The following is a 26,332-nucleotide window of genomic DNA, read 5'->3' as shown; positions in this document are numbered from 1 at the left end:
TGGGTTTTCTGCTCAAACTAAGCGCTCAATGCACAAAATGAAGATAAAGATCAATAAAGAGCGGGTTAAACTGTATCTGCGCCTGGCGGGGATATCCGTATTTTTTTCAGCCCTGATTGATCATGAAACTGTTTTAAAAAGTACGGTCAATTACATCTGGATCCTGGCCTACCTCCTGGTGTTGCATTTTATTCTTTTTGAATACACCCTGCCCTTTATCAGGTTCAACTGGAAAAGGCTTTTGATAGCGCCCTTTTTAATCTTTGCCCACCTGATGTTCTATGCTTTTGGCACTTTTGCCTGGCGGTACATTGGCATTCGATTACATATCTATTTCCCATTGGAAGAGTATAAAAACATTTTGGAAGGTGTGGGTGACCAATTTGGGAATACGCTTGGCTCCATTCTCTTTTTTGGTTTTTTCCTCCATATTAATGATCACCAGAAATTGCGCCGAACTGCTCAGCAATTGCGCATCGAAAAACAGGAAGCGGAACTCAACTACCTCAAGTCCCAAACCAATCCCCATTTTTTATTCAATACCCTGAACAACATTTACTCCCTGGCCAGGGATAAATCCGATCTAGCACCAGAGTCTATTCTGAAGCTGTCGAAAATGCTGCGGTACATGCTTTATGAAACCAGCGGTGCTTTTGTGGCCATTGAACAAGAGTTAAAAATCATCGGCGATTACATTGACTTGGAAAAATTGCGCTATGATGATTCACTCCTGGTCAATTTCAATTATGACGTGGAGGACATGAAGCAGGCCCTGCCGCCTTTGTTGTTGATTCCTCTGGTAGAAAATGCCTTCAAACACGGGGTTTCGGAAACACGAAGCCAACCCTTTGTCGATATTCACCTTTCCGTCAAACAACGGCAATTGGCTTTTTTTGTCAAAAACTCCACGGAAATGAGCAGCGAAGAAGGTCCCGTAAAAGAAAACATCGGCCTTTCCAACCTGCGGCGACAACTGGAATTGCTTTACACCGATTACAGCCTGAGTGTGGAACAAAAGGAAAACGTGTTTAGCGCTACTTTAAAAATCAACCTGTCCAGCCATGTCTAAAATCAAATGCATCATCATCGAAGATGAGCCACTGGCGGTGAAAGTGCTAAAAGACTACATTGCTGAGGTCCCCTTCCTGGACTTGCAAGACACTTTTAAAGATGCCATTCTGGCTACGGATTATTTGCGAAACCACAGCATTGACCTGATGTTTCTGGACATTCATTTGCCCAAATTAAAGGGTATGGCTTTTTTAAAAATGTTGAGCCATCCTCCCGCAGTGATCATCACAACGGCGTATCACCAGTATGCCGTGGAGGGTTTTGACTTGAATGTAACGGATTATTTATTGAAGCCCATTGAGTTTGAGCGCTTTTTGGTGGCTGTGACGAAGGTTAAAACCAGTACTCCAACTTTTCAAACTCCAGCTGCTGAAAGCCCGGAATCCAAAGATTTTATCTTTTTGAATGTACAAAAAAAGAAGGTCAAGGTCTTGTTTTCCGAACTCGTTTACATCGAAAGCCAGCGGGAATACATCAAGGTTGTCACCACCAAAAAGGAATACCTGAGCAAGATGAGTACGCATGAGATCGAGGCGCTGCTGCCCGCGCAACGGTTTAAAAGGATTCATCGCTCCTTTATCGTGGCCTTGGAAAAAATTGAGGCTTATACAGCTGAGGAGGTTGAGGTGAATGGAGTGGGGATTCCGATTGGGCGGGGTTATCGGGAAGTTTTGGGGGAATGGTAAACACTCCCCCAAAGTTTTACCCCAACTTCGCCAGCTCCTCCGCCAGGTTTTTAGCGCAATGAATGGAGAATGGGCCATTTTGGCTGCATCAGTGAACGCGGGATAAGGATGTGTGTGTATTTGATTGAGAAGGATGTGGTGCTGAGGTAAGAGATAACATTAGACAATCAATTGCGAAAAATATTAATTTCAGTATTTAAATTTTGATCGTGACTCATTACATCTGCTTGAAATTCTAGCAGAATTAAGTTTCTTTTCTCTGGGCTTAATTCATCGTATAATCTTGGAGAAATAGCCCAAGTTTCACATCTTTTTATCAAAATATTAGATACTCTTTTTTGCAACTCATCATCTGTAAGTGTATTCCATGAATTAGTGAACTCTATTATCCAATCATTTTTATGTTGATTATGATACCCACAGATGACAATATTTTTTTGGTTTTTAGGGAAAATATTCAACACAATTGAATCTAGTGAGTCTTCTTTGTTAGAATCATCCATAACATAGTCAACTGGAGAAAAGATACTCGATGTGCAAACATCAAGATTGGGCGTTTCCACTGTTATAAACGAAAATCTTGGTGATTGTTCATCTCCGTAAAGATCATTTTCGATCTCTTTTTTATACCACTCTAAATCCTGAATCCCTAGCATAAAACCGTATAAAAAATCTTCAATTCTTTCTAAAGACTGGGGAAGCATTTCGGCCCTAATCATTGTATTATTGACAATGGCCCCATGTATGTCTGCTTGTATTTGTTTTTTCCTCAATTCACCGCAGACACTTCTGTAACTAAATAGCAATTGAGTCTTATAATCATAATAATTACATCCCTCTGATTCAATAGGTTTGAATATTTCAGTATCATGCTTATTACAAAAAAGTTGTAATGTCATACCTTCTCGAATGCCCATTTTTTGAAATTGAAGCATATTATCTGAAGGCCTTTTGATTTGGAAAGCATCAACCATACCAAGTATATATAAATGATGATCTACTGCTAATTGGTCTAAAATTCCATTTCTTTGAAGTAAATGTGAGTTTATAACTTTTTCATTGCAACCTTCAAAAAAGCAACTCCGATTCTTCTTTTTCTCCCTCTTCGAAATATCAGTTATGGTATTTTTTAGTTTTAATTGTTTTTCCATGTTTACTGATTTGTTCTAAAAAAATGGCATGAGTACGTAGATTAATCGCTCAAATACATCTATCATCTTGTAACCGCCCGTTTTAACGGGTGGATCTAAGTGCCCCCACCCTTCACATCTAACATCCTTCCAGAGGCTTCCATCTACTAAAGTTTCATGATGCAAGCCTCTGGAAGGATGTTAGATGGAGTCGTGAATTGAGTCCATTACCCGCCGTTGAAACAGCGGGTTACAAGATGATAGATGTATTTGAGCAATTAACCCACTTACTCACGTTATTTTAAAAGACGTAATGAATAAGTTTATACTTCCGAATCCTACCCCAACTTCGCCAGCTCCTCCGCCAAATTCTTCATTTTCATCTCCCCATCGGCCAATTTCTGCTTCTCCTTGTTCACCACCTCCGCCGGAGCACCGCTCACAAATTTCTCATTGCTGAGTTTGTTTTGTACCGACTTCACAAAGCCCTGGTAGTATTCCAGTTCTTTTTGCAGGCGTTTGCGCTCTTCTTCTACATCGATGGCGATTTCCAGTTCTACGAAGAATTTTTCGTTGCCCACCAGGAAGGCTACCCCATTGCTGATTTCGGTGCTGGTGATTTCCAGGCTTTCCAGACTCGCCATTTTTACCACCATCGGCAGCACGCCGTCCATTTCAAGCAAAGCTTTGTTGCTGGCAGTATCTTGGGCAAAAGCCTTCAGTAGTTCTTTTTGCTTCAGGCCGTTGTTGTTGCGTACATCCCGAATGCCGGATACAATGCCTTTGGCCAATTCAATTTTTTCAATAAAAGCTGCATCAAAGGCAGCAGCCTGGGGATATTTGCTGATTACACAATCGTCGCCCGCTGCCCGCTCGCGCAATTGATGCCAAATTTCTTCGGTTACAAAAGGCATAAATGGATGCAAGAGGGTCATCATCCGTTCAAAAAGTGCAATACTTTGCTGCAAAGTTTGCCGATCAATCGGTGCCTCGTAGGCTGGTTTGATCATTTCCAGGTACCAGGCACAAAAATCGTCCCAGATGAACTTGTACAAAGTCATCAAGGCTTCTGACAAGCGATACTCGGTAAACATCACCTCCACCTGTGTGAGCGTCTGGTTTAGCTTGTGCTCCAGCCAGGTCGCCGCCAGTTGATTGACTTTTTCGGTCTGAACATCGGCGGCTTTATCCGTTACTTCCCAACCTTTGATCAAGCGTAAGGCCTGCCACATTTTATTACAAAAGTTGCGGCCTTGCTCACAAAGTTTACTTTCATTCAGTACACCATCTTTTCCTATGGGCGCATCGAAGATAATGTCGTTGCCCGCCGCCGCACTGGAAAGCATGCCAAAACGCACCCCATCCGCGCCGTAATTGTCCAACAGCGCCAGTGCATCGGGTGAATTCCCTAGAGATTTGCTCATTTTGCGGCGCTGGTTGTCGCGCACCATGCCGGTGAAATACACCCCTTTGAAGGGCATCGCCCCTTTGGATTTGACTGCTTCTGGCATCAATTCGGGTGCCCATTCGTAGCCCGACATGATCATGCGCGCTACCCAGAAAAACATGATGTCCCAGCCCGTCACCAATACACTGGTCGGGTAGTAATATTCCAGTTCTTCCTGAGACCGGAAGCCGTCAAAAACTGAGATCGGCCAAAGCCAGGAAGAAAACCAGGTGTCTACTACGTCTTCATCCTGCCGCAAGTCAGCAATGCTCAGATTGGCATTTCCAGTAGCTTTACGCGCTTGCTCAAGGGCTTCATCGGCAGTTTCCGCCACAAAAATGTGGCTCTCCTCCCCCATTCTTTCCCCGGCCAGATACCAGGCAGGTACCCGCTGGCCCCACCACAACTGACGGGAAATACACCAGTCGCGGACATTGTCTTCATTGAGCCAGGAGTTGTACATGTTCCAGAAATGCTCTGGATAAAACTTCACCTCACCGCTGCGCACTGCTTCCAGTGCCATGTGGGCGAATTTTTTCATATCCACAAACCACTGTAAGGTCAAACGGGGTTCAACCACCGAATTGGTGCGTTCGGAGCGGCCAATTTTGGTACGGTAGTCCTCCAGCTTGATCAAATGCCCGGATTCCTCCAGCATTTTGCGGATTTTCTTGCGCGCTACAAAGCGGTCTTCACCAATCAGAATTTGCGCCTGCTCGTTCAGTTTGGCGTCCTCAGTAAGGATATCAATAACGGGCAGGTTGTACCGTTGCCCGATTTCATGGTCGTTTTGATCGTGCGCAGGGGTGATTTTTAAGGCACCCGTTCCAAATTCACGATCGACATAAGTATCTGCAATGATCGGAATGGCCCGATCAATCAGTGGAATTAGTACATTCTTGCCAATCAGGTGTTTGAAGCGCTCGTCTTCCGGGTGTACCGCCACTGCCACGTCGGCCATGATGGTCTCGGGGCGCTGGGTAGCAATGATGATGCCCTGGCTAGGGTCACCTTCCAAGGGATAATTGAGGTGGAACAATTGGGAGTTTTCCTCGCTGTAAATCACCTCCTCGTTTGACAATACGGTTTTCGCCTCAGGATCCCAGTTGGTCATGCGCAGGCCCCGGTAAATGCGGCCTTTTTTGTGCAAATCAACAAAAACGCGGATTACGGCTTCCGACAAACTGTCCTCCATCGTAAAGCGGGTACGGTCCCAATCGCAGGAAGCGCCCAGGCGTTTGAGTTGATCGAGGATGATGCCCCCGTATTTGTCTTTCCACTCAAAAGCGTGTTTGAGGAATTGATCGCGGCCGATATCCGTTTTGCGGATGCCTTGGGCACGCAGTTGTTGTACCACTTTCGCTTCGGTTGCAATCGAAGCATGGTCGGTACCCGGTACCCAGCAAGCGTTTTTACCATCCAGCCGTGCTTTGCGGATCAGAATGTCCTGAATGGTATTGTTGAGCATATGCCCCATGTGCAACACCCCAGTGACGTTGGGCGGTGGAATCACGACGGTAAAGGGCTCGCGGTCATCGGGTTCGGAATGAAAGTACCGCTGATCGAGCCAGTGTTGATACCACTTGCCTTCAATCTCTTGTGGGGTGTAACGTGTGGACAAGGACATAATTATAGGATTAAAATACGTCAATTTGATGCTTTAACAAGTCTTCGATGGTTTCGCGTTCCCGAATCAGGTAATCTTTTCCCTGATAGACCAAAACTTCAGCCGGGCGGAGGCGCGAATTGTAATTAGAAGCCATCGAATAGCAGTAGGCGCCAGCATTGTGCAAACACAACACATCACCAATGGCAATCTCGGGAATTTCCCGGTTGGTGGCAAAAGTATCGGTTTCACAAATGTATCCTACCACGTTGTAAGGCTGTTTTTTGCCTTCAGGGTTGGAAATATTGCTGATGCGGTGGTAAGAGTCGTAAAACATAGGGCGAATCAGGTGATTAAGGCCTGAATCAACGCCTGCGAATACGGTAGTTGCGCCGTGTTTGACCACATTTACAGTGACCAAAAAGGATCCGGCTTCACTCACCAAAAACTTACCGGGTTCAAAAACCATGGTCAAGGGGCGACCATATTCTGCACAGAAAGTATTGAATTTAGCAGCTAGTTTTTCACCCAATTCTTCGATGTTGGTTTCAAGGTCGTTGGGCTTGTAGGGCACTTTGAAGCCACTGCCAAAATCGATGTAGTCCAGATCGGGGAATTCTTTGGCGAGGTTGAGTAAAACATCCGCTCCAGCCAGGAATGCTTCAGGATTCAGGATATCCGAACCGGTGTGCATGTGCAAGCCTTCCAATTTCATCCCCGTGCTTTCCAAAACTCCCTGTACCAGGGGCATTTGGGTGTAGGAAATCCCAAACTTGGAATCAATATGCCCTACTGAAGTTTTGAGATTGCCTCCCGCCATAATGTGGGGGTTGATGCGCACACAAATTGGAATATGTGGGTAGGTTTCGCCAAAACGTTCGATAGCCGGAATATTGTCCAAATTGATGCGTACGCCCAAGCTTACTGCCTCTTCAATTTCGCTAAAGTTTACTCCGCTGGGCGTGTACAGGATATTCACTGGTTCAAATCCTGCCCGAATGGCGATTTGCACCTCCTGAATGGACACACAATCGATGGTGCTGCCCAATTGTTTCATGAACTTCAGGATGGAGATATTGGTCAGCGCTTTACACGCGTAACTGATTTTGAGTTTTTCTACCTGAAAAGCAGCTTTGAGGCGATTGTATTGCCGCTCAATGATGTCTGCTTCGTAGACGTAAAGTGGAGAACCGTATTTCTCTACCAGCTTTAGTGGATTGATAGCCCCGCCAAGCAGGAAATGGCCGTTTTTGTAGTCCATTGGTTTGTTTTTGCCAATTTTGGAGGGCAAATATCGGCAAAAACAAGGATAATTTGTGCGTTTTTGAAAATTATTACTGGCTTTATTCATCGGGGTTGATCCCTGGTTCTAATTTTATTTGTTGACAATTAAATAAAAACAAAAAATAAATTGCAAATATTTTTTTCATTGTTCACGCCAAAAATCAGTGTAAATTGCATCTACTATATATTCGCATTCTTCTTCCTTGGCTAAATTGCTTTTTGTGAGCGAAAAAGATCTCATCAATGCCTGTCGTCAGTGTGATCGGAGGGCTCAGCAAGCCTTGTACGACCGCTTTGCACCCAACATGTTTGGAGTGTGCAAGCGTTATGTCAAAACCCAGGAAGATGCCGAAGATGTACTGATTGAAGCTTTTTTCAAAGTACTCACCAACATCGAGCAATACAAAGGAGAAGGCAGTTTTGAAGGTTGGATTCGCCGCATTGTGGTCAATGAATCCTTGATGGCGTTGCGCAAAAGGGTCAATTTCAGCCAGATGCTGGAACTTACTGAAGTTGACATTCCCGTTACCACCTCCGCCTTGCAGGACTTAGTCGCCCGAGACATTTTGAATCTCATCGACATCCTCCCCATTGGGTATCGGACTGTATTCAACTTGTATGTATTGGAAGGATACAAACACCGCGAAATTGCCCAAATCATGGGCATTAGCATCAATACCTCCAAGTCTCAATTGATTTTGGCCAAAAAACGGCTCAAAAATTTACTCGAACAGATTCATTACCCCGGTATTGAATTATTCGACATTGAAGAAGAAGAGGAAGAAGTTGTGGAAGCCCCAGACAAAATAACTACCAAGCCATGACACCAAATAGAGATCTCAGCGAGTTGTTCCGGCAGCAGGCCTCCAAGGTGCAAGAGCGCCCTGGGCCCAGTGTATGGCGACGTTTATCCCGCCGCTTGGATACTCATGAACGTTGGAATAAAGTTGCCTTGCGTATATCTACACAAGTTGTACTCTTTTTTTTATTGTTGTTGGCCATCGTTGGCCCAGTGCTGATTGGTGTATCCATCGAAGAGCAACGACGCGCAGAGCTGCGCAATCCCCCGGTGATTTTGCAGGTCTTGTCACCTGAAGATACTTTGCCAGAAATGCGCCGATTCCTGTCTTTACCTGCTGGAGCGCAAGGTGACACCATTCATATTCAAATAGAGGACTAGTCCTCCCGAAAAGGATGACGTGGCACCCATTCTTCTTTGGGTTCTCCAAAACGAACGGCGGTAGGCAGAATGTAATTGAGTAAAGGATTGGTGTGTTTGAGGTAAATGTAGGTTTTCTGTGCCAGGGCTCCTACTGAACTTTTGATCTCCAGGGCAGTACGTGCAAAGCAGATCTTTTCACAACGCAAAACAATGGCCTGTTCTATCATTTTGTACAACATGCCCAGGTACAACTGGTACTCCCGGTTGGCTTGCGGGTCAAAGCCTAAAAAGTTGGCGTCCAGCTCTTTTCCGTTGCGGATGGTGGTATAAAAACCCAATAAACGTTCCTTTTCAAAACAAGCCGTCAGGCAAAAATCAGCACCTAATTGCTCCTTGAGTTGAACGAAATAATTTTTTCCTGCCCACAACATGTTAAAATCTGCTTGTTCAACTACTGAGTGGTGCAAGGTATTTAAATCATCGGCAAAGAGTTCGATTTGTCGCAAATCCAGTTCTTTAAAGATGATACCTTCCGTCTTTTTGAAGGCTCGCCTTGCCCGGACGCGGTATTTGGAGCTCATTGCATTGAGATAATCTTCAAAGGATTTCCAATCCCGAGGTAAATCCATACACATGTTAGGCTGAAAATCAATGGCATGGTAACCCGCAGTTTCCAGGGGCTGGTCACGTTCAAAACAATCTCGTGCCATCAGGATTTGAATTTTTTCCTGGCGGGCGATGCAGTTCAACACATTGAGGGTTGCACTTTGTAAGTCAGGAATTTCATGCTCGGGAGCTTTCCACCATTGGTTGAATTGCCCGGTCAAAAACATATTTCCCCAGATCATGAAGCGGTATTTGCCCCAGCTGGCCAGCAAAAGCCTGAGTCTATCCCAAAATCCGGTAATTTCTCCCTGGCGTAGAGTACGAATACTGTGCGCAGCGCTTACAGTAAGCAATTGTAGGGTGATCCCGCCAATCGGCTGGCCATTTTTAAACACCAATAGATATCGAAAGTCCAGGCCCGTAGTTTTTGCATCTTCCAAAGCCTGCAAGTAATGTGACTGTACGTACAAATTGTCGGAAGCCAACCACTGTCCCTCAAGTTGCTGGATACGATCAGCGTATACCCATTCGTAACCTTCCGCTGCAACTTTTTTCCCAAAAGGAAAAGATTTGGGTTTGAAGGGTTGAAACATAGAATGAATCGTACAACGATAAGGTGACTCTAAGGTGTCAGAGGTGTTCATGGGCGAAGAATTCGGGTGATTTGAGTTATCGAGCATACTTGAACGCAACAGTTATTAAGCAGGGAGTATTTATTGGAGGCTGATTAAAGTGCCCATTTTTCAATTTCTGCAAGTGCAGATTTTTCGTCTTCCCAGCCCAACACCTGTACCGTCCCATAACCCTGGTAATGGACAAACCAGGTTTCGATGATCCGTTTGGCTGCGTCGTACTCTAACAAAAATTGCTCAAAATTGGTTGCACGAATGACCCGCAAAGCAGGATCCGCGGGTACGCCAATGATTTTGGTGTCGTTTTCACCTTCGTCGATCATCTTTAAAACAGCAATAGGGATAAACTCCTGGATGCTGCCTACTGGAACCGTTTCTGCGATGATGATGACATCAAGGGCATCCCCGTCGCCACCTCGGGCTTCATCCATCAGGGTGGAGGGAATAAAGCCATAATTGCCAGGGTATGGTAAAAAATTGACCACCCGGGCTTTGCCGTCTACCAACTCAGCAACATATTGCCCATCGGGCTGAATTTCCAACTTGCGGTTGGTACCCGCAGGCACTTCAACGATGGCGTTGAATCCTTTTTCGCCGCGCAAGGGCAGTTTTTTGACATCTTTCATGGTGATCGTAGGCTTATTGTCTTGTTTGCAGGCAAAGGTACTGATGATCAACAAAAAAATGGTGACGCCGTACATTTGTTTCATGCTAAAGGACTTTAATTTGGGCGTTGTTGAGGCACAATCCCCAACATGCCTAAAGAAAGTAAAAACATTCGGGATTATTGCTGCGTTGTGAAACAAGTTTAAAACAATGTCCGATGTACACCAAACGCTACCTTTACCTGTTTTCCATTTTGATTTTTTTTCTTTACAATTTTGGTAAAGATGAATGGATAGTACCAAATGACCCAGAAATTCCGGTTGGAACCTCGGTTTTACCGACGAACGTCCAAAGCACAGAGGGTGATCCGGCCAAAGGTTGGGATTACCTGCGTTATGGCAATTTTATTGGTGGCGGAATCCCCTTAGCGAGTTACACTGCGTTCAAAAGGAATCTGGACAAGGAAAACTTGTTGCAAAGAGAAGGGCCAAGTGCCCAACTTCCCCCAGCATTCAATACCTACACCAACGCTGCTGGCGTACAAATTGCCAGTGGTTTGACCTGTTTTGCCTGCCACTCCGGTAAAGTGAATGGGCAATTCATTCCAGGCTTGGGCAATAGCACCCTGGATTTTACAAAAAACACTGGCGCATTGTTCAATCTGGTAGCCTTGGGAATCCGCAATAAGTATGGCAAAAAATCGGAAGAATGGAAGGCTTTTGAGCCCTTTATGCGGGGAGGTAAGGCCATTTCACCTTACATAGTACTACCTTTTCGGGGCATCAACCCGGCCTTCGCATTGGAACAAGCCAGTGTGGCGCACCGCCAAGCAGCCAATTTGAACTGGAATGATGGGGAAACCACCTTTGACATTCCCAAAACGACCATTGGCTCGGATGTTCCGCCATTGTGGTTGGCTAAAAAGAAATACGCACTGTATTACAATGGCATGGGCCGGGGCGATTTCACCAAATTGCTGATGCAGGTATCTGTTGTGGCGGTTGAAGATACCGCCACTGCTCGCCAGATGAATACGGATTTTAAGGACGTAATGGCCTGGTTGCAAAACCTGGAAGCGCCAAAATACCCTGGTGAAATCGATGCTCCATTGGCTGCAAAAGGTCGGAGGATTTACGCCCAAAACTGCCAGGCTTGCCACGGGCGTTACGGCGAGGAGGCCAATTACCCCAATTTGCTGGTGGAACTAAAAAAAGTGGGTACAGATTCGGCTTACGCCAATTATTTTATGGAAAACATCGCATTCAGCAACTGGTACAACCAAAGCTGGTACGCACAATCCATTCCACGTTCAGAAGCGAAACCATCCCGGGGCTATGTCGCGCCTCCGTTGGATGGGGTTTGGGCTACGGCGCCTTACTTGCACAATGGTTCGGTGCCTGACTTGGAAACTTTGCTTGATAGTAAGTTGCGGCCAAAATTCTGGAAGCGAAGCTTTGACGACAAGGATTACGACCTAAATAAAATTGGTTGGAAATACAGTGTAGAGGCCAATGCAAAGGACAAAGAAACGTACAATACCACGCTGCTTGGGTACGGCAACGGTGGCCACACTTATGGGGATATATTGGATGCCGAGGAACGTAAGGCTTTGTTGGAATATTTGAAGCGTTTATAAAACTTCTTAGATGAATCTCTTAGGTGAACTTAGGTGTCTGAGGTGGTGAAACGAAAAAAAGCCCTGCGGAGCAGGGCCCGTATTTCACCACCTCAGGCACCTTAGTTCACCTTAGGGGCACCTTAGAGATTCACCTGAGGAAGCGCGCCTGCGGCACGCTTGGTCAAAATTATTTTTGTGCCAAATAATCAGCGGTAGCGAAGACCTCGCCTACCACTATGTTTTTGTTTTTGCCAATTACGAATTCACTCAGTCCTACGTGGCTTTTGTTTCGCGGGTTCCAATCGTAAGTATAGCCCAATTGAGTGAAGGGGTACCGATTGTACAAAGTGGAATCAGCAAAAGATTGGCGGGCTTGTTCCAACAGCCAAAGCAAGTTCTCCGCATTAGCAGCAGCCGGGTTTTTCAGGTACAAATCACAAGCTGAGTCATTGACTTCGGTATCGATACAGGGTCGAATCAGGTCTTGTGGACGCACCCAAAACTCTACAAAGATTTTTTTGTCGGCATTGGGAGGCAAACCCAGCAGTTGTTTGAGCCTTTTTTCAGGGTCGGATAACTTCTTCTGTGCTGCTAGCCAATTTTGCAGATCTGGCGCAACGGTTACCCAAATTGGGTATTTGCCTGTATTGTAAAATCCAGTGTTCGGATCGTTCTTGTAGTACTTCGCATCCGCTTTCCAGGAAGAAACCAGCACGTATTTTTCACCATTGATGGTTTTCCACTTCAGGGTAGGCGCATCTGGACTGATTTTGGTCAGGGTATTGCTGATTTTGCTGGCACTGGGTTGAGCAGCGTCGTTAAGGGCTTTGGTATAGCGGTATTTGATGCTACAGGCATTTAATGCAATCAAAAGCAGGATTGCCAAGGTGGCATTCCGTGTTCCAGGTGTAAAAGACATTGTTTAGGTGTTTAGGTTAAACGATGAATCGAGAATCACACGAAATTAAAGTTATTGCCGAAAACAAGTAGATTTTTTTGAATATTATAGCCTAGGGCTTTTTGACTTCCAACTGTTTTGCCCCTTCTTTTTCATCTCTTTTGGGTTCTACCAATTCGATTTTAATTTCGGGGTCTTCCGCGCGTTTCCGGGTTTGGAAAGCCACCGCCGCACCACTGAGCCCAACGCCCAATACGGCCAATACAATCAACAGAGCCAAACCCAATAAGCGTAGGGCTTTGAGCCATTTCTTTTGCATAAATCAGAATAATCGATTGAAAAATGCACTTGAGATCAGTGCTTTTGCAGCAATTAAAAAGTGCATCAACAGGATGCAGCGCTGCGAGGAAGATGCGTTTGAAAATGGCTGAAAGAGGAAGGAACGGGTAACAAATTTTGCAGTTGACGGCGTTGACTCCAGTTCGTTTTGACCAAAACCTGATAACAATCAAGGCTTTGGTGAAAAGAAAAAATTGGAAGATAAGCTTTGACTTTGCCGCTTTTGCCAGCTGCAAAACTGCATTGATAAAAACGGCAAAATTCTTCGTTTGGCTTTTGTTCTACCAATACTGTATCATAGCCGCAAGGGCGGACAGCGAACTCTGCCGGACAGATCCAGGAAAAATACAAACTAAGCAGCAACAACATCCAGGAGCTGGACGATGTGGCAAAAAATGGCCTGTGCTGCTTGAATTGGATCATATGCTTGTCTAAATTCGGCTATAAAGGTACCCGATTTGTGCTATATTGACAAGCGTAAAAATCCTGAAAATGAACCTTCAGATCCATCAAACCGAATTATCCAAAATCCTGCCTTTCCGCGACTTGTACCTGCAAGCCATGAACCGTCAAATCCGCTACAACGCCTGCCACGAGCGCGGTTGGTCAACGCTCTATTTGTTCATTCTGGATGGGATTCCCATTGGTTATTCTGCTATCAAAGGTAAAAATGAACTAGCTGATCGGGATTGTATTTTTGAGTTTTTTCTGTTGCCTGCACAGCGCAAATTAGCCAGTTTAGCATTTCAACAATTGATTCTACTCACTCAAACTTCCTACATCGAATGCCAAAGCAATGATGGGTTTATCACCCCCCTGTTGTATGAATTCGCTGAGCAAATTCGGACTGAAGTCATTTTATTCGAGGACCAACAAGTCACCGATTTAAAAATACCCGATGTCACCTTTCGCCCCTACAATGACGATGATAAGGTTTTCGAACACCAATCTGAGCCACCTGGTGATTATGTGCTGGTACGCAACAATAAAGTGGTGGCTACGGGTGGTTTTTTGCTGCACTACAATCGCCCTTTTGCCGATTTGTACATGGAAGTTCAGCTTGAACACCGCGGCAAAGGTTACGGCAGTTATCTATTGCAGGAAGTGAAAAAAGCTTGCTATCTGGCAGGTAGGGTGCCTGCAGCGCGCTGTAATTTGGGAAATAAGGCTTCGAGGGCTTGTTTGGAAAAGGCGGGGATGGGTGTTTGTGGGTTTGTGCTGGAAGGGATGGTGAAAAAATGACTATTTTTTACGTTCAAAAAACACAAACCCATTCTTCCGTCCCACTTCCTTCAAAGTCCCCAAAGCCTGAAGCTCTTCCACCTTGTTGATTTTACAAACGATATAGGTCGGTTTATCTACCTCGCCCTGCAACAACCAATCCTGTTCATAACTCTTGGGGTTTTGAACGGGTTGTTTGCGGGTATAAAACAGGTGAGCATAAGACTTGTAGCCATAGGTCCAAACGTAACAATCCTCCCCAATTTTGCTTTCATAAAACTCGATGGCCGCCCGTTGCGAGTAACCCTCTACTCTTTTAATAAAAGTGATCAGGGTAAAAAAGACAAAGCAGCCAGTGCAAAGAAACAGCGTAGAGAAAGCCACTTGCGCTCCTTTTCGGCGGAATAAAATGAAAAAAGTAATCAGGGCGAGCAGCAAAAACAAACCCGGCCAAAACTCCCAGCCCGTCCATCGCACCTGCGCTTCCATATTGGCATAGGCAAAGGGGTCTTTGTCCATGAAGGTTTGTAACAGTTCCGGGCGTTGGCCCAACCAGGGCAAGGCCACTATGACGAGGATGTACAAGCCAGCAATACTCCACAAGCCAATTTTAAGCCCACGATTGAAGGGGATTTTTCCTGCAATGATGTTCTCCACACTCAGCGCTGCGAGGTAAGTCAATGGAAAATAAGCCAGCGAAGAGTAATGGACAATTTTGGATTTGACGATGGTGAACAGGATGAGCACTACCCAAAACAAAAATTTCATCCAGCGGCGGAAATCCACCTGCACTTCCCCCTCTGCCTCGGGCAACTTGAAAAAAGCCCGAATGGCAAAAATGGAAGCGGGGAAACAGCCTACCAGCAAAACCACGAAGTGATATCCCGGAAATCCACCGTGCCCTGCATCCGGTGTACTAAACAAGCGGTATTGGTAACGGGTGAATTCGGTAATGAACCAGGGCCCGTTTTTGATCGTTTCGATGCCAAACCAGAGGCCGGTGATCAAAAAAGCAGCAATGGTAAAAAGCACAAATTGGGGCACATTGATGTAAAAACGGAAACGTTTGTAGACCCAATATACCCCCAGCGTCAAGCCAGTAATAAGGTAAGCAGCCGGGCCTTTGGTCAAAATGGCCATACCCAGAAGCAAGCCACCAAGGATGAGGTAACTCCATTTGTTCCTGGGCAACTCGATCACTTGTTTTTCTTTTTTCCAATAAAACAAAATCAGGTTGTACAAGCCCAGGAAGATGAACAAGTTGAACCAGGGGTCAATAATACCCGACTTGAAATACAAGAAGGGCAAAACGGAACCGAAATAACTCAAGGCCCAGAGCAAACCCATCCGGTGATGATGGAGCTTTGCTCCAATGCGATAGATCATCACCAGGGTCAAAGTCCCACAAATCGCATTGGGAAACCGGGCCGCGTACTCCCCTACCCCAAAAACTTGCATGGCCAGTGCCTGCATCCAAATGAACAGCGGCGGTTTTTCCCAAAACGGCAGGTAATTGATCAATGGCCGCAGGTAATTTTTGGAAATCAGCATTTCCCGACTTATCTCGGCAAAGTTGATTTCATCCCAGTCAAAGAGGTGAACGCCTCCTAAAAATGGCAGGAAGAATAAGCCAGCGAGGAGGGTGAGGCCGAGGCTGGTTTTCAATAAAGTAGATTTATCATTGCCCTGCATAGTCCATTTTTTTACCGCCCCCATTTATCCAACTGGCTCAACAGCGCCCGAAAATCCTTCGGCAATTCACAAGTGAACACCATTCTTTCGCCCGTAGCCGGGTGATCCAGGGTGAGTTTATGCGCGTGCAAAGTCAGTCGACTAACCAGCGGACGCTCCTCCTCCTGGCTTTTCTTCAAGTTGAATTTGCGCGTTTTGATCTCAGAAAGAAAAAATTCACCCCGCTTTCCGTACATGGGATCAACGGCCAGCGGGTGGCCAATGGTGGCAAAGTGGACCCGAATTTGGTGGGTGCGCCCCGTTTTGATGTCCGCTTCCACCACTGAAAAAGCTTTGTAAGTATCCACCACCTTGTAGTAGGTCAATGCCGACTTTCCCTTTCCACTCGCAATCATTTTGCCGAGAATGCTGGGGTGTGGGGCAATCGCTTTGTTGATCTCCCCGGTCGGCGGCATCGGGCGACCTTCTACCAGGGCCAGGTATATTTTTTCGACGGTGCGATCCAAAAACTGCTGGTTGAGTGCCCGGTGGGCCTCTTCATTGCGGGCAAAAACCAAAATGCCGCTCGTTTCCCGGTCGATGCGGTGAACAATCCACACTTGTCCGAATTCAGTCTCCAATTCGTGGTACACATTGGGCTTGGTCAAATCAAAACGATCAGGAATGCTCAACATCCCCGAGGGTTTTTCGCATACAATGATGTGCTCGTCAACAAAAATAATCTTCAGCGGATTTGCTTTCATAATTCTTTAAAATGCCGTTTGCGGCGACCATAATAGTCCATAGCAATGGATCGACTATAACGCCCTTGCGTGTTTTCGGCCTGAATGCGACAAGCAGCAACCCTTTGGGCTGCCTCCTGGCGTTTTTGGCGCAATGCTTTTAATTGTGGAAAAAAACTCCAATGTGCCTGAACAATGGCTCCAATGTGGTCCAGGCGGCCCTGCGATAAAAACAAAACTGCTGCCAAGCCATCCAAAATCAGGCGCAAAGGCAAGAGCCAGAGCAACTTACCAAAAGTTTCATTTTTGTAAATCGTAAAAAGGGTGTTGCGAAAATTGAGGTAGGTTTTGCGGGGGGTGTTGTACGAAAGAGTTCCACCTCCCACGTGGTAAACCACCGATTGCGGGCGAACCACAATTTTGTATCCTGCCCTTTTCAGCCTCCAACAGAGGTCAATTTCTTCGGCATGGGCAAAATAATCCGCATCGAACCCGCCGATTTTGTGAAATAACTCTGCCCGAATGAACATGGCAGCTCCAGTCGCCCAAAAAATCTCCTGGGTGCTATTGTATTGGCCCAGGTCTTTTTCGGTATGAGCAAAAATCCGGCCTCGACAAAAAGGGTAGCCCAGGGTATCCAGCCAGCCGCCCGCAGCTCCAGCATATTCAAAGGTATCTCTTTGGTCAAAAGACAAAATTTTGGGCTGGGCAGCGCCAATATTCTGGTCTTTTTCCATGATTTGGATAATGGGTTCAACCCAGTTTGGAGCAACTTCAATGTCCGAGTTGAGCAACACATAATAATCAACCCCGCTCACCTGGCGCAGCGCTTCATTGTAACCACCGGCATAACCATAGTTTGCGGGCAGCTCAATCAAGCGCAATTGTGGATAATGTTCCTCCAAAAACTCGATAGAATCGTCCGTTGAAGCATTGTCTGCAATGATCAGTTCCAGATTGGGGTAGGTACTTTTAAGCAAAATGGGCAAAAAACGTTCCAAATAATCCCGCCCATTGTAATTCAAAATGACCACTGCCACCTTGGGAAAATGATCCAGCGGTAAAAAATCATCATCACTGGCTGCTAAGAGCACCTTTTCTACGGCAATCCGATCTTTATCCAACTGTTTGGCCAGATCGACCAATTGATCAAATTTTTGATCGTGGCGGACAAAATCAACCAGTTCAAGGGTGACTTGTTGCTCGTAAATGTCCTGGTCAAAATCAAAAATGTTGACTTCAATGGTTCGGTTGTGGTATTGCGGCAAAGTTGGGCGAGTTCCAATGTACAACATTCCCCGATAATCATGGCCGTTGAGCCACAATTTCACCGCATAAATGCCGTCAGGAGGAATCAACTTGAAGCGGTCGTTGATTTCAATATTGGCAGTGGGAAAGCCAATGGTCCGCCCAATTTGTTGCCCCTTCACCACCGTCCCCAATAGTGGAAAATAGTGCCCCATCAGCTGAGCCGCTGTTTTTACAGCGCAATTTTCCAGGGCATTGCGAATTTTGGTAGAACTGACCGTCATGTCGTCGACCTGATGTGGTTCGATTTCAATCACTTCGTAACCAAAGCGTTGGCTGTGCCAGCGCAAGTAGTTGATGTCTCCTTGTCGGCTCAGGCCAAAGCGGTGATCGTACCCAATGACAATACATTTCGGATGGAATTTTTCCACCAAAAACTTCTCAATGTATTCATCCGCACTCATTTGGGAGAACTCCACTGTAAAGGGAACTACTACCAAATGGTCCACCTGGTAACGTTCGAACAAATGGATCTTTTCCTCAGTAGTAGTAATCAGACGCAGTGAAGTGTCTTTTGGAAATACAATAGAACGGGGATGGGGATGAAAAGTGATGACAACACTTTCTCCCTTTTGTTGTGAGGCAATTTGCTTTACTTGCTCAATAATGCTTTGGTGCCCCTGGTGCACGCCATCAAAAGAACCAATGGTAATTACGGCGTTGCTAAAATCTGGCAGTGCGTTAAGGTCGCGGTGAACTCTCATGGTGTGCAAAGGTAATGTGCAAAGCGCAAGTGGGAAAGAGTATTTGAAAAACTCTTTTTTGCCGTGAATTGTTTTACTTTTGCACACGGACTTGTGACGATGGGTGACTACTTGGTTCAAAAACGGTCTTTTTTCCTTGCTTTTCGTTTATTTTTTCCTCCGTAGCGCTGCTACGCACTCAAAAATAAGCCTCAATCAAGAAAAAAATCCCTGATTTTTGACCTCAAGCGCACCCATCGCCACAAGTCCCGTTAATGATTTTCAAAAAATGTCGATAGATACTTCTACTGTTGTCAGGGCCTTGGCCAAAGTAAATGATCCCGTCACCGGTCAGGATTTGATTACAGCCAATATGGTTCGTGATTTGGCGATCGAAGGTGATTCCATCAGTTTTACCATTGAATTGGCTTCAATCAATGCCCAACACAAATCAGAGCTCAATTTTGCCTGTCAAGCTGCGATAGCCGAAATATACCCTCAGGCCAATGTACATGTTCACATGATGTCGAGGGCCACCGAGACAAAACAACCTACTAGCTCTTTACCTCAGGTGCGCAATGTCATTGCGGTTGCTTCTGGCAAAGGTGGGGTTGGAAAGTCAACGGTTGCAGCCAATTTGGCCCTGGGTTTAAAGATGCTAGGTGCAAAAGTAGGTTTAGTAGATGCCGACATCTACGGCCCTTCGGTGCCCACCATGTTTGGCTTGCAAGGCCAGCGGCCTAAGGTCCGCGACGTTTACGGTCAACCCAAGATGGTTCCGCTGGAAGCTTACGGGATTGCCCTGATGTCGATCGGGTTTATCATTGAACCCGAACAAGCAGTGGTGCTACGTGGGCCACGTTTGGCGGGCATTATCAAACAGTTCTTCAACGATTGCCTCTGGCCGGAGTTGGATTACCTGGTGGTTGACCTCCCTCCCGGGACGGGTGATGTACAATTGACGCTGGTGCAAACGGTACCGGTTACTGGTTCGGTCATTGTAACAACTCCGCAAGAAGTTGCCATCATTGATGCAGTAAAGGCAGCCAACATGTTCCAACTACCGGGAGTAGCTGTACCTATTTTGGGGGTAGTGGAAAACATGTCCTGGTTTACCCCCAAGGAATTGCCAGACCACAAGTACTTGATTTTTGGTCAGGGTGGTGGTAAAAAACTGGCAGTCATTAACAATACAGTGCTTCTGGGACAAATCCCTCTGGTACAAGGTATACGGGAAGCAGGCGACGGTGGACGTCCCATCATTTTGGATGACGAAGACCCCGTTTCACGCGAAGCATTTTTGAATCTGGCTAAAAACGTTGCCCGGCAAGTAGCCATTCGCAACGAAACGATGGAGCCAACGCAGGTGGTGAAGATGAGCTAAAAGTGAAAAGCAGGTAGCAATCCTGCAAAATTTGAATATAACCAGCCAACCCATGGCTTTAGCCGTGGGAGGCACAAGATAGAAACCAGCCCACGAATTTATTCGTGGGATTTGGCGGCAACGCATAAACAACAACATGGAAAAAACCGAATTAATCGCCCGTATCGATTCCGCGCTCAACGACGTGCGCCCCCACCTCGCTGTAGATGGTGGCAACGTGGAAGTCGTGGACGTTACCGACGATAAAATTGTCAAAATCAAGTGGTTGGGCAACTGCCAAAACTGCAACATGTCAATCATGACCATGCGTGCCGGCATTGAACAAGCCATTAGAGTAAAAGTACCCGAAATCACTGGTGTAGAAGCAGTGAATGGCATCGTATTGTAAGTTTTGACCGCATGAACAGAGCAGCATTAATTGCCCAAATCCGCCTCAAGAAGTCATTTTTGTGTGTAGGATTGGACACGGAATGGAGCAAAATTCCAGCACATTTGTTGGAAACTGAAGATCCGATCTTTGAATTCAACAAAGCAATCATCGATGCTACCCGGGATCTCTGTGTAGCCTACAAACCCAATTTGGCTTTTTATGAAGCCCATGGACCTCAAGGCTGGCAGTCCCTACAAAAAACGATAGCATATATTGGTGAAGAGCACTTCACCATTGCCGATGCCAAACGTGGCGATATTGGCAATACTTCCCGGCTGTATGCCCAAACGTTTTTCGAAACTTATACCTTTGATTCTGTAACGGTTGCTCCTTACATGGGTGCAGATTCCGTACAACCTTTCTTAGGTTTCCCCAATAAGTGGGTCATTTTATTGGCCTTAACATCCAATGAAGGCAGTTCTGATTTTCAACTTGGCTTACAGGATCAAAGCATGCCACTTTATGAAAAAGTGATGCGCAAAGCCATGAACTGGGGTACCCCCGAAAACCTCATGTTTGTTGTCGGCGCTACTCATCCCGGCAAATTTGCTGACATTCGCCGCATTGCGCCCGATCATTTTTTACTAGTACCCGGAGTAGGTGCCCAGGGCGGTGACCTCGAAGCTTTGTGTAAATTTGGTCTAAACGAAGATATTGGTTTATTGGTCAACGCCTCTCGTGGTATCATCTATGCGGGAAGTGGGCTAGATTTTGCTGACAAGGCTAGAGCCGCGGCCATAGAGATTCAGCAGCAAATGGCCATGTTTATCTCTTAATTTCCTCCCGTTGCTTTGCTTGGAAATTTTATTCAGTCTTGCTGAGTACAAACCTTCCTTTTTTTGCTTTTAAAGTATAAACCAATTTTCTATCCGTTCGTTAATTACGACACCACCTATTCCTTACTGACCATTTTCCATTATTATTTAACCCAAATTCAATTATGGACCGTAAAGAATTCATGAACTTACTCGGGTTTTCCGTTGGCAGCCTGGTAGTAGCCAGTTGCCTGGGGGCCTGTTCCAAAGAATCGGGCATTGCCCCTTCCAATGTTGATTTCACCCTGGATTTGTCCGATAGTGCCAACTCTGCACTCAATAGTAACGGAGGATCGCTGGTAAAAAATGGGGTAATCATTGGCCGAACCACAGCCGGTGCATACATCGCGGTTTCAGCTGCATGTACCCACGAACAAACGACCGTGCAGTATCAAGCCAACAACAAACGTTTTTATTGCCCCAACCACGGTGCCACGTTTGCTGAATCCGGGTCGGTGACAGGTGGCCCAGCATCCCGAGCATTAACCCAGTACAACACTGCGCTGAATGGAACCAGTCTAAGGATTTTTTCCTAAACAAACTTTCCAAACTGGTTCTTAAAAATAAGCCTGGCAATGCATTTGCCAGGCTTATTTTCATTTGTAAACTTTCCTGTTTTTTAAAATAAATGCCTATTTTGCCTCTTTCCTACATCAAAAACCCATCGCATCATGCTCCTGATCGTACTGATTTCAGCCGTAGTGCTGCTGATTTTGCTCATCACTTTATTTAAATTCAACGCGTTTATCGCCCTTATTTTGGTGTCCATTTTGGCGGGTTTAGGTGCCCAAATGGCCCCTGTAACTGTAATTAAAGCCGTTCAGAAGGGTATGGGCGACACTCTCGGGTCGCTTACCCTGATCATTGCTTTTGGTGCATTGCTGGCCATCATTTTATCTGAAACTGGCGCAGTCAAACGAATTAGCCAGGGTTTGATCGACACCTTCGGGATGAAATATTTAGGTTTGTCGATGGCGCTAAGTGCATTTGTAATTGGCATCGTGATGTTTTACAATGCCGGATTTATCCTATTGTTGCCATTGGTGTTCAGTATTGCCCGCCGCACAGGTATTTCTTTGATCCAGGTGGTAGTTCCTGTCTCGGCAGCGTTATCGGTTACCCATGGTTTTCTGCCTCCTCACCCTGCACCGTCGGGTATTGCAGCCCTATTTGGTGCAAACGTGGGCTTAGTTATCATTTACGGTACCATCGTAGCTATTCCAGCTATCTTTTTCTCAGGCATTTTATTTCCTCGCTTGCTGCGGGGAATGGACATCAAACCTTCTGACAAACTGTTTCCCGAAAGTGAAAATAGTGATGCAAACCTGCCTGGATTCTGGCCAAGTTTGATTGCTGCCCTGATTCCCGTGGTGTTAATGGCCATAGCTACGATCAGCGACCTGGTGTTGGAAAAGGAAAATCCAATTCGGCAGATTTTAGGCTTTATCGGCGACCCTAGTACAGCGATGATTCTGGGAGTTTTTCTGGCTATTCCAATCCTTGGCCAGCAAAAGAATTTTGCAGGAATCATGCAAAAAACCTCCACGGCCATTGAGAGTGTGGCGACCATCTTATTGATCGTTAGTGGCGGTGGGGCATTCAAACAGGTTTTGATCGAGTCAGGTATTGGCGATCAATTGACCGACCTCATGGGTGGAATTGCCCTTTCACCCTTGTTTCTGGGCTGGCTCATCGCTACAATTATCCGGGTATCTCTGGGATCTGCAACGGTGGCTGGTTTGATGGCGGCAGGGATCATTCAACCAATGATGGCAGGATCTGATGTTTCTCCTGAACTTATGGTTTTGGCCATTGGTGCAGGTAGTTTGATGCTTTCACACGTTAATGATACCGGATTCTGGATGTTCAAAGAATACATGGGGCTGACGGTAGGTCAAACTTTCCGTACCTGGACCATTATGGAAGGAATTGTGGGTGTGACTGGATTGATTGGGGTTATGCTGCTTAGTTTGGTAGTTTAAAATAAAATGACGAATTATTCGAGTGACGAATGACGAATTGGGAGCGCTCTTCAAAATTCAAGGGCCATGCGCCATACTCGTCATTCGTCACTCGAATAATTCGCCATTGAACCAATTTTGCACAAAAAAAAAAGAGCCAATGGCTTAAAAAACCATTGACTCTTATGATGGGTGAATGACCGGGTTCGAACCGGCGACCCCCAGAACCACAATCTGGTGCTCTAACCAGCTGAGCTACAATCACCATGTTGTGCCTTATTTCTAAAGCAACGCAAAGATAATATACTGCTTCGGAAATTGTCAAGTTTGTTCAAAAAAAAATTTACTTAAAGATTCCGAATAAGCCTCCTTTACCTTTATTACGCTTTTTCTTGGAATTTTGTTCCCAAGGATACTTATCTCTTTTCCAAATGACGTAGCGGACGCTGATACCCGTTTGGCTGTCGAAGGTTTTGGCCCCACCAGACAGATTGATCGCAGGTTTGTAGTCGTAGCTCAAATTGACACGGCCGATGGTCAATTCCAAACCAGCAATGAAGTCGATGCCCCAGGGGTCTTCGTAGGACACTTCCAACTGATCCGCCCAACCTTTATGAAAACCGGCGCCATAGTAAAAATTCAGGCGACGCGTCAATATTGGTTTATGGACAAGTCCCAGAACAGTCAACTGGGTTTCCTCCCGTTGCAGACTTGATTGAAGCAACATTTCTGCTGCATAGTTCTTATAAAAACGCTGCCGCATGGTGAGTCCCCATTCGGTTCCCATTCTCAGTCCTAGGGCCGTATTATACGATTGGCCCAGGGCGAAATTTGCACACAGTAATAAAGTGCTAATGATCAGATTCCATTTTTTCATGCCACCCTAAACGAAAAAAATAAATAAATTAGTATTGCATTTATGGCAAAAAATTGTAATTTAGCGGCAGAATACAATGCACCTGAAATTATCACTTTCTATTAATTGCACATTTTTACTTCTCCATTCAGCAATTTTCTCTCCGAAGCACGAATCATTATCACTTCTACATCTTGCTTTTTGTACCTAACAAATTATACTCATGAAACAGTATTACCTTTCTAGCCTATTTGTGCTGCTACTTGCAGCCAGTATTCCACTTTGCGCCCAAACTACGTTGGCCAATCCCTACAAATTTCCAGCTGAAGTTGGAATTTTGGTAGGAGCGAGCAACTACGCTGGCGACATTGTCAAAAATGGGGATTATGACCTTGGTGCGTCCTGCTTTAATCTCGGAGCTTTCTATCGATTGTATTCAAGCAACAACCTGAGTTGGCGCTTTAGCTTAAACCAGGGAAAGCTCAAAGGCAATGACCTCGATTGGGAGGGAACGGATCGCATTGGGCGAGGTTTTAGTTTTACCACCTCACTGACAGAGCTGGCGGCACGTACAGAGTTTGACTTCATGAATCACAAGCGTTGGAGCGTGGCCGATGGGTTTCAAAAGAAATTCAGCCTCTATCTGTACGCTGGAGCGGGTCTGAGTCTCATTAAAACCAACACCTTTTTTAATCCAAACCTTGGCACTCGTTATGATGCATTAATTGCTGAAGACAAACAAAATCAACGCTCGGTTGTGTTCACCATTCCATTTGGTGGTGGCGTTAAGATTGATTTGAATGAACGCTGGACGATTGGTGGTGAGTTGGGCTTAAACCCTGTTTTTAATGATTACCTGGATGGAATCAGCATGTCAGCTAATCCGAATTACAACGATTGGTATTCAGTAGGAGGAGTTACTATTTCTTATCGTTTACAATCCGTTTTGGATCGTCGCTTTTTCATTAAGGATAAAAACCCGGTATCGGAGGGAGCGGCAGCTACTACTGAAAAGTGATGAATGATAATTGATGAGTGATGAATTGTGTCCCCAATCTACTAAGGATTCATCACTCATCAATTATCATTTATCACTTGTTTATTCTGCTTCAAAAAAACTATCGTACTGGTTTTTATGTCCCATTTCCCGAATGGGCTCTTTCATTGGTTTGTTCAGGTCCAGTACCTGGTTGTCATCGTTGGCGAGGGTAAGAATGTTTTTCTTCTCTTCCCCCAGCAGCAATGAAACTCCATCCTGCTCCCATTTCTCCAGCATTTTTAAGCCCTCCTCTTCAAACACCCCATTTTGTAGGTCGATCGATTCCATGAACTTGGAAGACATCTGCATGAAGTTTTCCATTTCACCTACTTTGTTGGCCACATCTTCGGTGATAGCGTCCATCGCCGCGTCGAACATGGCGCGTTTGTCAGGATCACCGCTGATGATGCTCATGGCCGATTTCATGGCGTTATTGCTGGCGTGAATTGCCTTCTGTTCCTGTTCCTTAACCATCACCTGGTCCTGAATATCTTCAGCCAGGATATAAGAGTTTTCTCGCATTTTGGTCAAAACCCGGTACATGACCTCCATTTTGCGATCCAGCTCTTCTAGGCGTACATTGGACTCCTGCAAACGACCTGCCTTACGCGTTTTTAAAATCATTGAGGCATCATCCTTTTTATCTTTGGCTTCACTAGCCAATTGCAGGTTGCTTTTGATTTCTTTTTGGTTGTTTCTGATGATTTCACGCAATTTGTGCATTTGGCCGCGCAAACGATTGATTTGGCGCTCCATGTCATGCAAGTTTTTCCGCAAATGATCAACATATCCCTTCAGAATCGCAATAGGGTCAATTTGTACAAAAAGGCCGGTGATCCAGCGCATCACACTTTTGTACATGTACCAGACCAGCGTACGAGTCCGATTGTCCAAAACCATGTACAACAAAGCCACCAAAACAGTAACCGCAACAGCCAAGTTGATAGTATTGCTCAGAATAGCGCCTATGAATGGTAAAATTGACATTACCCCCATCGCCGCCAATACGGCAATCCCGATTAAAAAAATTGCGCCGGTTTTACCTTCTGGTCTGCTCCAGAATGATTTAGGCTTCAATTGCTCAGACATAAAAAATAAGGTTTGTGTATGATGGGAAAAAATTTCACCCACGTGGG

General features: G+C 45.6%; 25 protein-coding genes and 1 tRNA gene. 13 read left to right on the top strand and 13 right to left on the bottom strand.

Annotation, left to right across the window (positions count from 1 at the left end):
- Positions 1-37 precede the first annotated feature (37 nt).
- Both ACO08K_RS23935 and ACO08K_RS23930 read left to right on the top strand, forming a co-directional pair.
- A complete protein-coding gene (locus ACO08K_RS23935) occupies positions 38-1,069 on the top strand; it encodes a sensor histidine kinase (RefSeq protein WP_421799010.1) in 1,032 nt (343 codons plus the stop codon).
- A complete protein-coding gene (locus ACO08K_RS23930; protein ID WP_421799009.1) occupies positions 1,062-1,757 on the top strand; it encodes a LytR/AlgR family response regulator transcription factor in 696 nt (231 codons plus the stop codon). Before ACO08K_RS23935 ends, ACO08K_RS23930 begins: the two co-directional genes overlap by 8 nt.
- A gap of 167 nt (positions 1,758-1,924) precedes the next feature.
- On the opposite strand, the gene ACO08K_RS23925 is transcribed toward ACO08K_RS23930, so the two are convergent.
- The 3 genes from ACO08K_RS23925 to lysA form a co-directional block, all read right to left on the bottom strand.
- Complete coding sequence (locus ACO08K_RS23925) at positions 1,925-2,908, bottom strand: hypothetical protein (protein ID WP_421799008.1); 984 nt, start codon at positions 2,906-2,908, stop codon at positions 1,925-1,927.
- 317 nt (positions 2,909-3,225) lie between these two features.
- A complete protein-coding gene (locus ACO08K_RS23920) occupies positions 3,226-5,961 on the bottom strand; it encodes a valine--tRNA ligase (RefSeq protein ID WP_421799007.1) in 2,736 nt (911 codons plus the stop codon).
- A 10-nt stretch (positions 5,962-5,971) separates the two neighbouring features.
- Entirely contained in the window at positions 5,972-7,201 is a 1,230-nt protein-coding gene (gene lysA / locus ACO08K_RS23915) for a diaminopimelate decarboxylase (protein ID WP_421799006.1), read from the bottom strand.
- 244 nt (positions 7,202-7,445) lie between these two features.
- Between lysA and ACO08K_RS23910 the strand changes: the two genes are divergently transcribed.
- Positions 7,446-8,048, top strand: a complete 603-nt coding sequence (locus ACO08K_RS23910; protein WP_421799005.1) for an RNA polymerase sigma factor — start codon at positions 7,446-7,448, stop codon at positions 8,046-8,048.
- A complete protein-coding gene (locus tag ACO08K_RS23905) occupies positions 8,045-8,404 on the top strand; it encodes a hypothetical protein (RefSeq protein WP_421799004.1) in 360 nt (119 codons plus the stop codon). The genes ACO08K_RS23910 and ACO08K_RS23905 overlap by 4 nt, the downstream gene beginning before the upstream one ends.
- On the opposite strand, the gene ACO08K_RS23900 is transcribed toward ACO08K_RS23905, so the two are convergent.
- On the bottom strand, positions 8,401-9,636 hold the full coding sequence (locus tag ACO08K_RS23900) for a hypothetical protein (RefSeq protein WP_421799003.1): 1,236 nt from the start codon (positions 9,634-9,636) through the stop codon (positions 8,401-8,403). The two genes, ACO08K_RS23905 and ACO08K_RS23900, sit on opposite strands and share 4 nt — an antisense overlap.
- A gap of 83 nt (positions 9,637-9,719) precedes the next feature.
- Positions 9,720-10,334 carry an inorganic diphosphatase gene (locus tag ACO08K_RS23895; RefSeq protein ID WP_421799002.1) on the bottom strand — a complete coding sequence of 205 codons (615 nt, stop codon included), beginning with the start codon at positions 10,332-10,334 and terminating at the stop codon, positions 9,720-9,722.
- Between the two features lie 113 nt (positions 10,335-10,447).
- Between ACO08K_RS23895 and ACO08K_RS23890 the strand changes: the two genes are divergently transcribed.
- A complete protein-coding gene (locus ACO08K_RS23890) occupies positions 10,448-11,866 on the top strand; it encodes a c-type cytochrome (protein ID WP_421799001.1) in 1,419 nt (472 codons plus the stop codon).
- Positions 11,867-12,035: 169 nt separating this feature from the next.
- Here ACO08K_RS23890 and ACO08K_RS23885 read toward each other — a convergent pair whose 3' ends face one another.
- Together ACO08K_RS23885 and ACO08K_RS23880 are read right to left on the bottom strand one after the other, a co-directional pair.
- The gene (locus ACO08K_RS23885) at positions 12,036-12,767 is read right to left on the bottom strand and encodes a hypothetical protein (RefSeq protein WP_421799000.1); all 732 of its coding nucleotides are present in this window, start codon (positions 12,765-12,767) and stop codon (positions 12,036-12,038) included.
- A gap of 91 nt (positions 12,768-12,858) precedes the next feature.
- Positions 12,859-13,065, bottom strand: a complete 207-nt coding sequence (locus ACO08K_RS23880) for a hypothetical protein (RefSeq protein WP_421798999.1) — start codon at positions 13,063-13,065, stop codon at positions 12,859-12,861.
- A 143-nt stretch (positions 13,066-13,208) separates the two neighbouring features.
- On the opposite strand from ACO08K_RS23880, the gene ACO08K_RS23875 reads away from it, so the two are divergent.
- On the top strand, positions 13,209-13,520 hold the full coding sequence (locus tag ACO08K_RS23875; RefSeq protein WP_421798998.1) for a hypothetical protein: 312 nt from the start codon (positions 13,209-13,211) through the stop codon (positions 13,518-13,520).
- 57 nt (positions 13,521-13,577) lie between these two features.
- Complete coding sequence (locus tag ACO08K_RS23870; protein WP_421798997.1) at positions 13,578-14,327, top strand: GNAT family N-acetyltransferase; 750 nt, start codon at positions 13,578-13,580, stop codon at positions 14,325-14,327.
- Here ACO08K_RS23870 and ACO08K_RS23865 read toward each other — a convergent pair whose 3' ends face one another.
- The 3 genes from ACO08K_RS23865 to ACO08K_RS23855 are packed head-to-tail and all read right to left on the bottom strand — an operon-like array spanning position 14,328 to position 18,732.
- Positions 14,328-15,998 (bottom strand): ArnT family glycosyltransferase, encoded by a 1,671-nt coding sequence (locus ACO08K_RS23865; protein WP_421798996.1) that lies wholly within the window; start codon positions 15,996-15,998, stop codon positions 14,328-14,330. It lies immediately after the preceding gene.
- Positions 15,999-16,009: 11 nt separating this feature from the next.
- On the bottom strand, positions 16,010-16,741 hold the full coding sequence (locus ACO08K_RS23860) for an RluA family pseudouridine synthase (protein ID WP_421798995.1): 732 nt from the start codon (positions 16,739-16,741) through the stop codon (positions 16,010-16,012).
- Positions 16,738-18,732 (bottom strand): bifunctional riboflavin kinase/FAD synthetase, encoded by a 1,995-nt coding sequence (locus ACO08K_RS23855; protein WP_421798994.1) that lies wholly within the window; start codon positions 18,730-18,732, stop codon positions 16,738-16,740. Before ACO08K_RS23855 ends, ACO08K_RS23860 begins: the two co-directional genes overlap by 4 nt.
- Before the next feature lie 268 nt (positions 18,733-19,000).
- On the opposite strand from ACO08K_RS23855, the gene ACO08K_RS23850 reads away from it, so the two are divergent.
- The 5 genes from ACO08K_RS23850 to ACO08K_RS23830 all read left to right on the top strand — a co-directional run bounded on the left by ACO08K_RS23850 (position 19,001) and on the right by ACO08K_RS23830 (position 23,322).
- A complete protein-coding gene (locus ACO08K_RS23850) occupies positions 19,001-20,095 on the top strand; it encodes an Mrp/NBP35 family ATP-binding protein (RefSeq protein ID WP_421798993.1) in 1,095 nt (364 codons plus the stop codon).
- Positions 20,096-20,231: 136 nt separating this feature from the next.
- Positions 20,232-20,483: a NifU family protein gene (locus tag ACO08K_RS23845; RefSeq protein WP_421798992.1), complete on the top strand. Its 252-nt coding sequence runs from the start codon at positions 20,232-20,234 to the stop codon at positions 20,481-20,483.
- An 11-nt stretch (positions 20,484-20,494) separates the two neighbouring features.
- Complete coding sequence (gene pyrF, locus ACO08K_RS23840; protein WP_421798991.1) at positions 20,495-21,301, top strand: orotidine-5'-phosphate decarboxylase; 807 nt, start codon at positions 20,495-20,497, stop codon at positions 21,299-21,301.
- A gap of 164 nt (positions 21,302-21,465) precedes the next feature.
- Positions 21,466-21,876, top strand: coding sequence for a ubiquinol-cytochrome c reductase iron-sulfur subunit (locus ACO08K_RS23835; RefSeq protein WP_421798990.1), 411 nt, complete (start codon positions 21,466-21,468; stop codon positions 21,874-21,876).
- Between the two features lie 135 nt (positions 21,877-22,011).
- Positions 22,012-23,322 (top strand): gluconate:H+ symporter, encoded by a 1,311-nt coding sequence (locus ACO08K_RS23830; RefSeq protein WP_421798989.1) that lies wholly within the window; start codon positions 22,012-22,014, stop codon positions 23,320-23,322.
- 169 nt (positions 23,323-23,491) lie between these two features.
- Here ACO08K_RS23830 and ACO08K_RS23825 read toward each other — a convergent pair.
- A tRNA-His gene (locus ACO08K_RS23825) sits at positions 23,492-23,567 on the bottom strand.
- A 77-nt stretch (positions 23,568-23,644) separates the two neighbouring features.
- Positions 23,645-24,178, bottom strand: a complete 534-nt coding sequence (locus ACO08K_RS23820) for a hypothetical protein (RefSeq protein ID WP_421798988.1) — start codon at positions 24,176-24,178, stop codon at positions 23,645-23,647.
- Positions 24,179-24,380: 202 nt separating this feature from the next.
- Here ACO08K_RS23820 and ACO08K_RS23815 point away from each other — a divergent pair, with 202 nt between their 5' ends.
- Positions 24,381-25,175: a DUF6089 family protein gene (locus ACO08K_RS23815; RefSeq protein ID WP_421798987.1), complete on the top strand. Its 795-nt coding sequence runs from the start codon at positions 24,381-24,383 to the stop codon at positions 25,173-25,175.
- Between the two features lie 81 nt (positions 25,176-25,256).
- Here ACO08K_RS23815 and ACO08K_RS23810 read toward each other — a convergent pair whose 3' ends face one another.
- Positions 25,257-26,285 carry a hypothetical protein gene (locus tag ACO08K_RS23810; protein WP_421798986.1) on the bottom strand — a complete coding sequence of 343 codons (1,029 nt, stop codon included), beginning with the start codon at positions 26,283-26,285 and terminating at the stop codon, positions 25,257-25,259.
- Positions 26,286-26,332: the final 47 nt, after the last annotated feature.

The sequence above is a fragment of the Haliscomenobacter sp. genome (assembly GCF_965225875.1).
Taxonomy (GTDB): domain Bacteria; phylum Bacteroidota; class Bacteroidia; order Chitinophagales; family Saprospiraceae; genus Haliscomenobacter.
The sequence above is the reverse complement of the archived record's forward strand: the minus strand, read 5'-3'. Positions and strand labels throughout refer to the sequence as shown.

Excerpts from the sequence above, each read along its gene's own strand:
- ACO08K_RS23895 (WP_421799002.1), bottom strand. The coding sequence starts at position 10,334 with ATGAAACAAATGTACGGCGTCACCATTTTTTTGTTGATCATCAGTACC.
- ACO08K_RS23925 (WP_421799008.1), bottom strand. The coding sequence starts at position 2,908 with ATGGAAAAACAATTAAAACTAAAAAATACCATAACTGATATTTCGAAG.
- ACO08K_RS23820 (WP_421798988.1), bottom strand. The coding sequence starts at position 24,178 with ATGAAAAAATGGAATCTGATCATTAGCACTTTATTACTGTGTGCAAAT.
- ACO08K_RS23865 (WP_421798996.1), bottom strand. The coding sequence starts at position 15,998 with ATGCAGGGCAATGATAAATCTACTTTATTGAAAACCAGCCTCGGCCTC.
- ACO08K_RS23885 (WP_421799000.1), bottom strand. The coding sequence starts at position 12,767 with ATGTCTTTTACACCTGGAACACGGAATGCCACCTTGGCAATCCTGCTT.
- ACO08K_RS23900 (WP_421799003.1), bottom strand. The coding sequence starts at position 9,636 with ATGAACACCTCTGACACCTTAGAGTCACCTTATCGTTGTACGATTCAT.
- ACO08K_RS23870 (WP_421798997.1), top strand. The coding sequence starts at position 13,578 with ATGAACCTTCAGATCCATCAAACCGAATTATCCAAAATCCTGCCTTTC.
- ACO08K_RS23835 (WP_421798990.1), top strand. The coding sequence starts at position 21,466 with ATGGACCGTAAAGAATTCATGAACTTACTCGGGTTTTCCGTTGGCAGC.
- ACO08K_RS23905 (WP_421799004.1), top strand. The coding sequence starts at position 8,045 with ATGACACCAAATAGAGATCTCAGCGAGTTGTTCCGGCAGCAGGCCTCC.
- ACO08K_RS23810 (WP_421798986.1), bottom strand. The coding sequence starts at position 26,285 with ATGTCTGAGCAATTGAAGCCTAAATCATTCTGGAGCAGACCAGAAGGT.
- ACO08K_RS23935 (WP_421799010.1), top strand. The coding sequence starts at position 38 with ATGAAGATAAAGATCAATAAAGAGCGGGTTAAACTGTATCTGCGCCTG.
- ACO08K_RS23880 (WP_421798999.1), bottom strand. The coding sequence starts at position 13,065 with ATGCAAAAGAAATGGCTCAAAGCCCTACGCTTATTGGGTTTGGCTCTG.
- ACO08K_RS23930 (WP_421799009.1), top strand. The coding sequence starts at position 1,062 with ATGTCTAAAATCAAATGCATCATCATCGAAGATGAGCCACTGGCGGTG.
- ACO08K_RS23860 (WP_421798995.1), bottom strand. The coding sequence starts at position 16,741 with ATGAAAGCAAATCCGCTGAAGATTATTTTTGTTGACGAGCACATCATT.
- ACO08K_RS23890 (WP_421799001.1), top strand. The coding sequence starts at position 10,448 with ATGTACACCAAACGCTACCTTTACCTGTTTTCCATTTTGATTTTTTTT.
- pyrF (WP_421798991.1), top strand. The coding sequence starts at position 20,495 with ATGAACAGAGCAGCATTAATTGCCCAAATCCGCCTCAAGAAGTCATTT.
- ACO08K_RS23855 (WP_421798994.1), bottom strand. The coding sequence starts at position 18,732 with ATGAGAGTTCACCGCGACCTTAACGCACTGCCAGATTTTAGCAACGCC.
- ACO08K_RS23830 (WP_421798989.1), top strand. The coding sequence starts at position 22,012 with ATGCTCCTGATCGTACTGATTTCAGCCGTAGTGCTGCTGATTTTGCTC.
- ACO08K_RS23920 (WP_421799007.1), bottom strand. The coding sequence starts at position 5,961 with ATGTCCTTGTCCACACGTTACACCCCACAAGAGATTGAAGGCAAGTGG.
- lysA (WP_421799006.1), bottom strand. The coding sequence starts at position 7,201 with ATGGACTACAAAAACGGCCATTTCCTGCTTGGCGGGGCTATCAATCCA.
- ACO08K_RS23850 (WP_421798993.1), top strand. The coding sequence starts at position 19,001 with ATGTCGATAGATACTTCTACTGTTGTCAGGGCCTTGGCCAAAGTAAAT.
- ACO08K_RS23815 (WP_421798987.1), top strand. The coding sequence starts at position 24,381 with ATGAAACAGTATTACCTTTCTAGCCTATTTGTGCTGCTACTTGCAGCC.
- ACO08K_RS23845 (WP_421798992.1), top strand. The coding sequence starts at position 20,232 with ATGGAAAAAACCGAATTAATCGCCCGTATCGATTCCGCGCTCAACGAC.